We start from the raw sequence: 13,177 nt of genomic DNA, 5'->3' as shown, positions 1-13,177 counted from the left end.
TCGTCCACATCGCTTTAAAAAGTGCACTCACGGCTTAAATTTCCGCACTCCCAAAAAGTTGCAACTTGTTTATAATGAGGGCGAGGTTCGTAAGGTTTTACCATTTTTTATAATCATGAGGAGGTTCGATATGAAGTTTAAAAGCGCAATTCACCGGCAGCGGGTTGGCACGCGGATTATGGCTGCCTTTCTAGCAATCATCATACTGGCAACCTTTGCGCCGATTGCAGCGCAAGCGGCTGTGGTGCCGATAGCAACGGATACGGTCTCAATCACCGAAACGACAGGCAGCAACGGATTCACTCATCCAGGTGTCGGCTTGACCAAGCTGATTTTGGATAACATGAGACAGCAGATTATCGACCAGAAGGAGCCTTGGTATTCGTATTACAAAGCAATGACGGTGTCGTCCAATGCGTCGACGACGGTCACGTCGAGTAACGCAAGTCCAACGGATCCAACTAAGCCGGCATCTGTCGAGGTTAACGGGAAGGGCCCTTTTGTTGCAGATGGATTGAAAGCGTATACACAAGCGCTCATGTTTTACATCACAGGTGATGAGGTGTATCGAGCTAATGCGATGCAGATTATCCGGATTTGGGAGCAAATGGACCCTACGAAGTATACGTACTTTACCGACTCTCATATTCATATGGGTATTCCGCTCAACCGGATGGTAACGGCGGCCGAAATATTACGTTATTCGAGCACGCAAACACCAACCTTGCAGTGGACGGCCAAGGATACGGACGATTTTACGAACAATTTAATTGTGCCAGTTACGGAGACGTTTTTGCATGGTAACAACTATTTTATGAACCAACATACTTATCCGCTGCTTGGCGCGATGTCGGGGTATATTTTTACCGATAACCGGGCGCGTTACAACGAGGGAATTGAGTGGTTTACCGTGAATAAAACTGCGGTAGATCAAGGTATTAACGGCTCGATCAAGCAGTTGTTCCGCTCCGTGGACACGAATGCAGTGACAGGCGAACATTTGGCAGAGCCGGTTATCCAGCACGTGGAAATGGGAAGGGACCAGGCGCATGGCGGCGGTGATTTGACGAATGCGGCTATTTTGGCGCGTTTATTAAACGCTCAGGGTACCAAAGTAGATCCGGTGGAAGGTACAGTATCTACCGCGCCAAATGCAGTGGATTGCTTTGATTTTTTGGATAATCGAATTTTAAAAACAGCAAATTACTTCTGGCAATATATGCTGGGCTACGAAACTCCATGGACACCGGTTGCTTATAAAATGGATGAAAACGGCGTCACGCAAGGTATTTATCGCGTTATTTCTGACTCCTATCGAGGGCGGATGACGACGACGCAGTTTTGGGATATTTATTATTACTATACCTATGTAAAAGGTGTTAACGTTGCAGAGGCTGCACCGTACTTCTATGAAGCTTTCACGAAGCGTATTCCGTCTAACTATTACTACCAGGGGACGCTTAGTCAGGCTTGGGAAAGTCCGGATGGCGGAGGCGATTTCTGGATTTATACACCGAAGGCAGCGGAAGCCGAAGGGGCGACTTATCTGCCCAAGGAAATGACCAGCGATGCGATCGTAGAGCTGGAGGATCGGTACACAGCCCTCGACAACCACTCGGAAACAAAGCAAGAAGGGTCTACTTCTTATATAGAAGTAACGGCAACGGCAGAGGGGAGCACGATCGCTCCACTAAACTTCTCGTATGCAGATCGCTCAACGTCACGGATCATCGGTATCAAGTTTCGGACGAATGGCACGGCTACGTTAGGGTTAAGCAAAGAGCGGAATTCTGCTCCGTTTTATAACGTAAGACTCCCTAACACGAACGGGGAATGGCGCTATGTGCTTTACGACATGGGCATCAGTCAAGTCACCTTAAGTCAAATTGACAGCGTATACAGTATCATGTACATGACGGTAAAAGGTGACGGCACGACGGTGGACCTCGATCATTTTCACGTGAAAGCGGGCACGCAGCTATCTGCACCGTCATTCAAAAGCGGCAAGTCGGCGACGACAATTATCTCCTCAGTAGGGATACCTATCTCGCTGGATTTCTCTGCGACAGATAGCAATCCGACAGATACAGTGATGTATGAGATGATGAACTCCCCGGCGGGAGCTAGTCTGAACGCGGGTAGCGGAGTCTTCACGTGGACGCCGGGAGTGGCGGGGAACAGCTCGGTTATCGTAGTGGCGAGCGACGGAACTTCGGTGACTACGAAGGAGCTTAACCTCGTTGTGACGAGCGACCGGCAGAGTGCGGTGAATGCGGCGATTGCGCCGTACAATCCAAGCGCTGGCTATGTGACGGCGTCACTAGAGACGTATCAGAATGCTTACAATGATGCGATGGCGCAGATCCAGACGGCAACGGATGCTGTGTTTTATACGAAGCTACAAACACTGCGGAGCGCAATGGTAGGGCTGCAGCTGTTGACTCCGCATTTGAGTGATGGCAGTCTCGATTACACCAAAATGGTTAGCTCCACCTTCGGTACATCAATTACCGATTTAATCGATAACAACGACAACACGTTCTCGGTGTATCAGTTGGCGGGGGATTTGTACCATACGATTGATTTCGGTTCGAATTTCAAAGTGACAACAAGCGCTTTCGAGATTCAGGGGAGAAGAAGCTTTCCAGAGCGGATCTCGGGACTGACGTTATTTGGCTCCAATGACGGTGAAACATGGACGCGACTAACGGAGGGGATGACGGATAATTCCGAAGATCTACAAATGCTGAACGTGAAAGAGGAGTACAAGAATTCGAAATTCCGCTTTATTAAAATGCAAGTGATTCAGCAACCGCCAAGCACGACGACGACCCCAACGAATATGCTAGAAGTCGCCGAATTCAGAATGTACGGTGAGCGGTATGAGACGGTCAGCACAATAGAATCGGTTAGCCTGAGCTCACCTCAGGCATTTATGAATCGGATTGTGCCAGGTAACACAATTAAGCTGGCTTGGACAGCGAAAGAGCCGATTTCTCAGGTGACCGTGAAAATAGGTGGGCAGGATGCTGCTGTCAGCTCTACGGACAACATCAACTGGTCGGCAACACTTGCAGCGAATACGACGATGGCGACAGGCATCGTGAAGTTCGCCATTAACTTCAAGAAACAGGATGGAAGCGATGGAGATACGGCGTTCTTGACAACGGATAACAGCAAACTGTTTCTTGTGGACGATTCGAAGCAGCTGGTTAATGTGACAGGAATTACGTATTTAATAGATCCGACTACTACAACTGGCAGACCAGGCAATACAGTGGAAACGCTTAAGCAGACGAACTACTTGTTTGATGCGAATGCCAGCACGTCTTCCGATTTCCGTAACGGCTCGAACGGTGCCGGGGGTTATGTGACGTTTGATTTTAAACAAGACTTCCGTGCTTTATTGTCGATGGTTGAAATTATGGCTAGACAGGATCAAGTGGCACGAATCAAAGGCGCCGTGGTGCAGGGCTCGAATGACAAAGCGACATGGGTGAATTTGACGGCAGGAGCAGCTTCTACCTCTGAATGGCAAAGCTTTAAGGTCAGCAACACGACGCCATACCGATATATCCGATTGTATAATTCTGCCTCTTGGTTCGGCAACATGGCGGAAGTGCGCTTCCACGGCAGTGTCATCGATGTGAATCAAGCGCCTGTCATTACGCCGATCACGTCCACCAGCATTGAGCTGGGGCAAACCGTGACGTATACCGTGTATGCTTCGGATGCGGAAGGCGAGGCGATTACCTTCTCCGGGGTTGATATACCGGCAGGTGCATCCATTGGGGCAGGAACGGGGCATTTCAATTGGACGCCGCAAATGGTAGGAATTTATCCGTTAACCTTAAAGGCAACGGATAGCAAAGGCCACGCCTCGACTGCGCAAACGTCCGTCATTGTAAGGCCGATCGGGGTACCGGACGTACTCGTGAATGACATTCAGATTTCTAGTGTGACGAATGCGGTCTATGTGGGCGATACCCAACAGATGGGGGCTTTGGTTAGCCCGGTTGATGCGACAAATCCGGAGGTAAACTGGTCCGTAACTTCAGTGGACGGTCAAGCGTCGATTGATCCAGTAACGGGTGTGCTCACTGGCATTTCGGCGGGGCGTGTCACGGTAACGGCAGCGGCCACGGATGCTTCAGGTGTGTTCGCGACTTATGATTTGACGGTATGGGATCCTGCTGGAAACGGTGGATCGGATACGCCAGATTCACCGGATACGCCAAATACACCAGAAACACCGGATTCAACGCCGGCCACAGGTCCGACACCGAGTCCGACACCTGGGCCGGAGACGAAGCCAGAACCGGATAAGGAGCTTGAGGATACATCGGAAACCCCATTTTCGTCTATCGTAGATGAGGAAACACTGGTTGCCGACATCAAGATGAAGCTTGAGCAACAGGAAGGGGGAGTAGCTACGTTCAGCGACACGAACACGCATTGGGCACAGGATACCGTGAACGTGTTTACGAAGCTCGGTGTTATTCAGGGCTACGCCGACGGATCGTTCCAGCCGGATGCAAGCATTACCCGCGGGGAATTTGCGACCGTAATTGCGAAGCTGTTCAATTTAACCGCTGACACGCCGGCATCCCTGTCTGACGTGCAGCAGCACTGGGCGGCCGGAGCTATTAATGCCCTAGCGGGAACGGGTATCATTAGTGGCTACGGTGACGGTACGTTTAGACCGAACCAGGAGATTACGCGCGCGGAGATCATCGCGATCATTGCGAAGCTGGTCGAGTTGAAACCGACAGCGACTAGCGCCGGGTTCACCGATATCGACGGCGCATGGAACAAAGCGCAGATCAGTGCTGCAGCGCAGATGGGCATCATCAGCGGCGTGGCTGAGGGTAGCTTCGCGCCAGGTAAAGAGGCGACACGCGCTGAGGCGCTGACGATTCTGCTGCGCGTATTGGAATTAAATAGCGAGTTGAAGGCGCTACTGCACTAGGATGTGGGCACGCTAACTGTGTGGCGTGCCTTTTTTAATACAATTTCGATGCGACTGTCTTTATTAACCGTCAGAGCAATCGTGCTCTGACGGTATTTTCTTCCACATAAAGTTCCAACGGTAGTATCGCGGACGAATTCTGTTAAAATAGACATATTCTAAACTTGAAAGCATGAGGCGGCTATCTGATGGCATCAAACCCTTTTCGGTTGCACAAAAGCATTTTTGCCAAATTCACACTATCATTCATTTCAGTTGGGCTGATCCCCCTGCTCATTCTCAGCTATATTTCACTGCAGACGTTCAGCGGGTTTATGGAGCGTTATGCGACGAATAATTATGAGCAAATGCTGTTGTTTGCCAGCCGAAATGTGGATGATATGTTTGTTAAGTACAACAGTATTTCCAAACTCATGTACTCTTACGGGGTTGGTGGGCAGTACGGCCAATTGGGACAAGCGATAGCAGCACAAAATAAAGAAAAAGATTACCGTCTAACGACGACGATTAACGATTTTTTGCAAACGATTTTATATACCGAACGTAATTTGCAAAATGTCTTTTTTGTTCAGCCAGACGGGACCTTTCAAAGTTTGACGAAGAACAACGTTGCTCTGGATTACCAATATCAATACCCAAGGACTGAGTGGAAGGAGCAGATGAAGGTCGTTCGTAACGGTCTCGGCTTTTTTTCGACGCATAAACAGGATTATTTTATTGGGGCAACGGATCAAGTCATGACGTTCAGTCGCAATCTAACTGATGTCTTGGGGTCATCCAAGGTTGAAGGCGAGATTGTCGGGACCTTTTACATGGACGTAGGGCTAGGCGTATTTAATGAAATTTTCAAGCAAATGGTTCTGAATAATCGAGATACCGTTTATGTCGTAGATAAACAGGGGATTATCCTATACAGCAATCAGATGGAGCACATCGGTACTGTATTTCACGCGAATACATCGGATGACTTCTTGCATCTGCAACAGGAAACAACGGAGAATAGTATCCAAATTGTCGGGGAGTTTTATAAAAAAGAACTGTTTCTCAAAGTAGAGCAGCTTATTCGGACGATTACGTTCGTCATTGGCTTGTGTATGGTGTCATTGATTGTGGTCGCAGTCTGGTTCTCTAATCGCTTCTCTAACCCGATTCGCAGTATTACACGAGAAATGGCGAAAGTGGAGTCTGGTAATTTCGATACAAAGGTGACCGTTAAGTCAGCGGATGAGTTGGGGCTCCTGTCTCATGGCTTTAATAAAATGGTATGGCGGCTGAAGGAATATATTGATGTTGTGTATGTTGCGCAGATTAAGCAGAAGCAAGCGGAGCTGAACGCGTTGAAAAGCCAGATCAGACCGCATTATTTGTACAATACGCTGGAAGTTATTCGGATGAGCGCCGTTGCGGAAGATGCGAATGAGGTGGGTGACATGATTTTGTCGTTATCACATCAACTTAAGTATGTACTCGATTACGGCGAAGAAACCGTTGCAATCCGGGCTGAGAAAGCAAACGTGGAGCAATACTTTCAATTGATGGCCATCAGATATGGCGATCACAGGTTAGGTCTTGACTTCCGGTTCGATGCGGACCTAATGGACTATGCGATCCCGAAACTATCCCTGCAGCCGATTGTCGAGAATGCTATTTATCACGGCATTATGCCTAGAGCAGGGAAAGGTACGGTTCGCATTTCAATTGAGAAGCTGCCAGATAACCTGCTTAGTGTCACAATAGATGACGATGGAGTAGGCATGAGCGAGGAAACGCTCACGCTGATTCGTCAGAAGCTGGCGAAGGGCAGTTCGCTGGATACGGGAAGCAGCATTGGGCTCATTAATGTCCATGAGCGCATTGTGGCGTTGTATGGGCATGGTTATGGCGTACAGATCAATAGCAGTCAACATATTGGGACTACCGTCCGTCTTGTCATACCTTTAACGAAAGAGGTGAGCGTCCGTGTTGAACGCCATTCTAGCTGATGATGAACCGATCATTATCAAAGGGTTAAAAAAGCTCATTCCATGGGAAGAGCTCGGCATTGCAATCATAGGTGAGGCGATGACTGGCAGAAGTCTGATGGAGCAGATTGTACTCAAACAGCCTGATCTCGTTATCACGGACATTAGTATGCCGGATGGCTCAGGTATCGATGTCATAAAGGAAGTGCAAAAACAGCAACTGCGGACGAAAATTATTTTCATCAGTGCCTATCAAGAGTTTTCCTATGCGAAGGATGCATTAGCTTTTGGTGCAGTCGATTATTTGGTGAAGCCGATTGAGAAGAGTCTGCTGCTCGAGGCAGTTGGCAAAGCAATGACGCAGCTGCAGGAGGCGAATAAAGACCAATCCTCCAAAGGTAAGCTTGCTGTGTATGAACAAAAGGATAAGAAAACGCAGCTCGAGGAGTTGTTCGACAGACTCACCCAAGGCGATATTCGGTGGGAAGAAGCTCAGCGTAAGCTTCAGAGCTTGAACACACATTTTCCAGGTGCATGTTTCAGCGTGCTATATGTGGAACTAGCTCATGTTCAGTTACAAGATGGCAGGTGGGGGGAGCATGAGAAGCGTCTATTAGTGTTTGCGGTATCTAATCTGGTGGATGAGCTGATCCAACTATATGGCAGCGGTCTCGTCATTCAAAAAGGTGAGAATTTATGCGTCATTGTGAACCACATGCGTGTTGAAGATGATATGCAGCGTCTAGCTAGTGAAATGCGGGATAAGCTGTTATTTTATCTTAAAATTCATTTGACGATCTGTATCGGTTTGCCAGTAATTAGCCTTCAGGACATCAGGGAATCCTATATGTCGGCCATTGAGACGATGAACTATAGCTATTTCGAAAAGGAAGGGACGATTCTGTCCTGGTCACAGAATGAACGACATAGCGGCTCAGATCATGTATTGGCAGATGCAAAGCAAGCCGTGATTAAAGCAGTCATTGCCAAAGATAAGCAGCAAGTGCAGGAACTGTTGGGAAGCTTCTTTGAACATGCAACAGTGGGCGCCAACGGTCGCAAAGAATCGGCGGTATTAATCGTATACGCCATGCTTACGGACTTAATGGAGGAAATGTCGGCTGTCGGGATTGACCTTAAGGTGTCGGCGGAACAACGGATTGACTGGCAACAGCGGATGCATCAATTTTACCGTTATCGTGATCTGACAGATTTCATAACCGTTACAATTTTGGAAATACTGGAACAAGTAAGCACGGCAGGCGGCAGCCGCGAAGCGCAGCAGATAAAGATTGTTAAGGAATACATTGAGGAGCATTATAGTGAAAATATAACGTTAGAAAGTATGGCTTCCCAAGTTTTTATGAATCCATATTATTTTAGCAGCTTCTTTAAGAAGCACACGCAAGAGAATTTTAAACAGTACGTCACGAACATCCGAATGAAAAATGCGGTTCGATTACTTTTGCAAACGGATTTGCTCGTTTATGAAATTGCTGAGAAGGTTGGTTATCAAAATCCACGGCAATTCAGCGATATGTTCAAGAAAAGCTATGGCAAGCTGCCCCATGAGTACAAGAGTCAAATCAAAGGGTGAATTGTCGGAATTTCTGTTATTCCTGTAGGCAGCTTCTGCTTTAGCTTCGATTCGAAGCATGGGTGGAAGCTGTTTTTCCATGTAGATCATAGATTGTGTATTCATTTTCACCTTCTTAAATTCATGCATATCGAGCTTAAAAAACTTCATTCTAAACGATTTGGGCGTATGTTAGTCTTAAATCAAGGAACAGAACAACACTTGATGAGTCGAAAGTACCAAGCTGGCGTTGTTCGCAAGAAGCTATTTACTAAAGGGAGGTTACTTTCTAACATGGTTAAAACATTTTCCAAAGTACTCGTAGGATCGACAGCTTTAGCACTCATTGTGGCAGGCTGCGGCAATAACAATGATTCCACAACTCCAACATCAAGCGCAGCACCGGCAGGCACAGCAGCAGCAACTGCGGCTCCGAAGAAAGATGTAACATTCAGTGTCATTTATGCAACAGGTGACCCCGCAACTAAGCAAGCGGTTGCCGATTCCATAACCGCGTTTACGAAAGCTAATCCTCATATCAAAATTAAAGATCTAAGTGAAACGACAACAGCTTCTTACTTAGATTTCATTAAAACAAAGGATGCAGTTGGGGAATTCCCGGATTTAATAGAAATGCGTGATACCCAATTGTTTGCGGATAGCGGAAAAATCGCTGAATTGCCTAAAGATTTGCAAAGCTTGTTCGACAGCGTACCTCAAGTAAACGGTAAGGTATATAATGCACCGATCGCTTTGCCAGCGCCACAAGGTATTATTTATAGCAAAAAAGCTTATGCGGATGCGGGTATCACTGAAGAGCCCAAAACGTATGCTGATTTTATTGCCGCGCAAGAGAAACTGAAAGCGAAAGGTATCTCACCAATCGTGGTTGGCGGTAAAGATATTTTCCACTGGGGCTTTTGGATCAATAAATTCTTTATGGACGAAATGCTCGCGCAAGATCCTCACTGGAATTCCAAGCGTTCGCAAGGAAAAGCAAGCTTCACAGACGCTGGTCCGATGAAAGCGATGACATTATTTACGGAGCTTTTCACCAAAGGTTATGTAGACAAAGGATTCATGAGTACGGCTGATAACCAAACAGCTTCGATGCTAGTAACGGGTAAAGCGGCCAGTCTTTATTCCGGGCCTTGGATGTTCCCGCAGATCGCTCAAGCAGATCCGAAGTTTGATTTCGGCTGGTACCCTGTACCTGATCAAAATGGTGTTGTCAATGTTGTTGGTCTTGCACAGCCATCCGGTTGGTCATTCTCAGCGAATGCCATTAAAGATCCTGACAAAACTGCTGCAATCAGTGAATTTATCAAATTCTTCTTCAGCAAAAATCAATATGCGAGCTATTTGAAAATAGCCAGTGCAATTCCAGCTACGAAAGAAAAAATTACGTATGAAGCAAGTCCGCAGCTTCAAGAAGTTCTTACGATGATGGCAGATCCCAAAGTCGTTAAAACCCTACAGATTAATAGTTTCTGGGGTGAAGACCAAATGCCGCCAACATGGCGTAACTGGTTCTATAAGCTAGCGCAAGATTGGTTAGTTAAGGGTGATTTCAGTGTAGATTATATGAAAAAAGCGGATGCGGAATGGGATGCTGCTATTAAAGCAATGAAAAAATAAAACTCGGCTTCAGATGGATGAACCTCTGCCCACAGCGGAGGTTCTCCTTCTCTAAGTCGATTGGAGCGTGAGAGAATGGCAACCACCATACAACAAGTAAAGAAAAAGAAGTCGTGGCTTTCCTACACTGTACTATTTTTGTTACCAGCTTTTATTTTATACACCTTGTTCGTTATTGTTCCTACTTTCGGCAGTGTGTATTTAAGCTTCACCTCTTGGGATGGCATAAGTAATGAGATCCGTTATATCGGTTTCGATAATTTTGTGGAAATGTGGCATAGTGATCGCGTGCATAACGCTCTCAAAAATACACTCATTCTTTCCATCGTATTGGTCGTTTTAGAGAATGTAGTTGCGTTAGCGCTTGCCATGCTGGTTGATCAAGTGAAATGGTTACGAAACCTATTTAGAAGCGTGTTTTATTTACCAGTTCTGCTTAGTGGTATCGTGTTGGGCTTCGTTTGGACCATTATTTTGAATTATAACTTTGGTGTGCTTACACAAATTCTTGATAAATTAAAATTATCATCCCTAAAGCTTGATTGGCTTGGAAATCCAGATTATGCACTCATTTCTATCATCATATTTACGATTTGGAAGGCATCTGGCTACTATATGATCATTTATTTAGCTGGCCTGCAAGGAATCCCGTCTGAGTTAACCGAAGCGGCAAGCATTGATGGTGCCAACCGCTGGCAGCAATTTAGACATATCACGTTTCCTCTTCTTGCGGGCGCCTTTACGGTTTGTATGATGTTATCAATGATTGGATCTTTGAAAATATTCGATCAAATTGCCGTTATGACCGATGGTGGCCCTGGATTTTCGACAGAGACATTGACGTACATCATTTATAAAGTAGGTTTTGGAGAACTGAGACAGGGTTACGGAACGGCACTTTCACTTGTTCTATTCATTCTGATCCTCATTGTTTCGGTTATTCAAATCAAAGTACTTCGCAATAGGGAGGTTCAGATGTAACATGCAAGCAGACAAAAAAATAAACGGCTTAGATGTGCTCCTCTTTGCAATAACGTTACTTATCGCAGTCATTTTCTTTTTTCCCATTTATTTTACACTGATTTCAGCTTTCAAAAGCAATGGCGAGATATTACGGGATGCGATCGCATTTCCAACCAGCATCTACGTGGAAAGCTTTAAGTATTTATTAACAAAAACTGATTTTCCCCGTGCGATGTTAAATAGTATTGGGCTAACGTTGGTTTCAATTATCGGCATGATTGGTATCATCCCAATGGCGGCTTATGCGATTGAGAGAGCGAATAAGTTGTGGACCTATCTCGTTTATGTTTACTTTTTAGCTGGTATGATGATTCCTTTCCAAGTATATATGATTCCTTTGTTTAAGGAGATGAAATTACTAGGTCTATATGGGAGTATGGGGGCCCCAATTCTCATCTATATTTCTGGTTCCGTTGGTTTCGGATGTCTGTTATACACCAGTTTCTTAAAGGGAATTCCTCGTGAGATTGAAGAAGCCGCCGATATTGACGGGTGCTCCAAATACGGTATATTTTGGCGCATTGTATTCCCTCTGCTAGGACCATGTACAGCTAGTATGGTTGTGCTTCAAGGGCTCGGTATTTGGAATGACTTCTTAATGCCAAGTCTTGTACTTCCATCCGATAAGCCCAAAACGATGATTGTTGAGATATTTGGGTTTGTAGGGGAGTACGCTTCCAGGTGGGATATGGTGTTTGCGGGTACGGCGATGTCTATCGTCCCTGTTCTAATTGCCTTTGTCGCGCTGCAAAAGTATTTCATCAAAGGCGTTGCGGCAGGAGCCACAAAGGGCTGATATCAAATGAAGGAAAGTAGGCAGAAACCTATGTTAACAGGTCAAGATCAAGTATGGCTGGATGAAGTCATTGATAGAATAACAACGAAAATGGACTGGGTCAGTGAAAAGTCCAAACATAAAATTCCGTTCACAACCATTAACGGTACACATGATAACCGCATCGTGGATAATCCATCTGATACGGTAACTGATGAAATCAATTGGTGGACAAACGGATTTTGGGGCGGCATGATGTGGCTGATGCATCACGAAACCGGCAACGAGAAATATAAAGAAATCGCGCAAATTTCCGAAAAAGAATTAGATCGTTGTTTTGATGAATTTTATGGCCTGCATCATGATGTTGGATTTATGTGGCTGCCAACCAGCGTTGCAAACTATAAAGTGACGCAGAATCCGGAATCTCGCAAAAGAGCGCTGCATGCGGCTAATCTGCTAGCTGGACGCTTTAATTTGGCAGGCGGTTATATTCGTGCTTGGAATGATTTAGACCACACTGATACCCGCGGATGGGCCATCATTGACTGCATGTTTAATATTCCATTGCTATACTGGGCTTCAGAAGAAACTGGCGACCCTCGGTTTAAGCAAATTGCGATGAAGCATGCCGATACGGGAATGACGGCATTCGTTCGCCCAGATGGTTCTGTGAATCATATTGTGGAATTCGATCCATTTGAAGGCGGCGTGGTCCGAACGTATGGCGGTCAAGGCTATGAAGAAGGTTCCTCTTGGACAAGAGGACAAACATGGGCAATGTATGGGTACATGATGAGCTATATTCATACGCAAAAGGATGACTATCTGCAAACCGCGAAACGGATTGCGAATTATTTTATTGCGAACATTCCTGCAGATGGTGTAATTCCGGTTGATTTCCGGCAGCCACAAGAACCGAAGCTTGAGGATGATACTGCAGCAGCTATCGCGGCGTGCGGTCTGATCGAGATTGCGAAAGTCGTAGGCGAGCATGAAAAAAATTTGTATCTGAACGCGGCGTTAAAGCTGTTACGGACATTGGATAGCTCTAGAAGCGATTGGACAACGGAGGATGATTGTATTATTAAATACGGCTCGGGTTCTTATCACGGGGCGAACCATCATCACGCGATTATCTATGGCGATTACTATTTCATGGAAGCGATATTCAAGCTTAAAGGGAACGATTTGTATCTCTGGTAGGGGGATAAAATGAAAGGGAGTACTATTGC

General features: G+C 46.0%; 7 protein-coding genes. All 7 read left to right on the top strand.

Annotated elements, in window-relative coordinates:
* Positions 1-130: 130 nt before the first annotated feature.
* The 7 genes from ASG89_RS35145 to ASG89_RS19160 all read left to right on the top strand — a co-directional run bounded on the left by ASG89_RS35145 (position 131) and on the right by ASG89_RS19160 (position 13,148).
* Entirely contained in the window at positions 131-4,969 is a 4,839-nt protein-coding gene (locus ASG89_RS35145) for an S-layer homology domain-containing protein (protein WP_063867997.1), read from the top strand.
* A 188-nt stretch (positions 4,970-5,157) separates the two neighbouring features.
* Positions 5,158-6,951 (top strand): sensor histidine kinase, encoded by a 1,794-nt coding sequence (locus ASG89_RS19185; protein ID WP_057312535.1) that lies wholly within the window; start codon positions 5,158-5,160, stop codon positions 6,949-6,951.
* Complete coding sequence (locus ASG89_RS19180) at positions 6,929-8,527, top strand: response regulator (protein WP_057312533.1); 1,599 nt, start codon at positions 6,929-6,931, stop codon at positions 8,525-8,527. The genes ASG89_RS19185 and ASG89_RS19180 overlap by 23 nt, the downstream gene beginning before the upstream one ends.
* Positions 8,528-8,800: 273 nt before the next feature.
* Entirely contained in the window at positions 8,801-10,144 is a 1,344-nt protein-coding gene (locus ASG89_RS19175) for an ABC transporter substrate-binding protein (protein WP_057312532.1), read from the top strand.
* A gap of 75 nt (positions 10,145-10,219) precedes the next feature.
* Entirely contained in the window at positions 10,220-11,125 is a 906-nt protein-coding gene (locus ASG89_RS19170) for a carbohydrate ABC transporter permease (RefSeq protein WP_057312531.1), read from the top strand.
* Position 11,126: 1 nt separating this feature from the next.
* Positions 11,127-11,963, top strand: a complete 837-nt coding sequence (locus ASG89_RS19165; RefSeq protein WP_057312530.1) for a carbohydrate ABC transporter permease — start codon at positions 11,127-11,129, stop codon at positions 11,961-11,963.
* A 30-nt stretch (positions 11,964-11,993) separates the two neighbouring features.
* Complete coding sequence (locus ASG89_RS19160) at positions 11,994-13,148, top strand: glycoside hydrolase family 88 protein (RefSeq protein ID WP_057312529.1); 1,155 nt, start codon at positions 11,994-11,996, stop codon at positions 13,146-13,148.
* Positions 13,149-13,177 lie beyond the last annotated feature (29 nt).

It is taken from the genome of Paenibacillus sp. Soil766 (assembly GCF_001428105.1).
Classification (GTDB): Bacteria; Bacillota; Bacilli; order Paenibacillales; family NBRC-103111; genus Paenibacillus_E.
The sequence above is the reverse complement of the archived record's forward strand: the minus strand, read 5'-3'. Positions and strand labels throughout refer to the sequence as shown.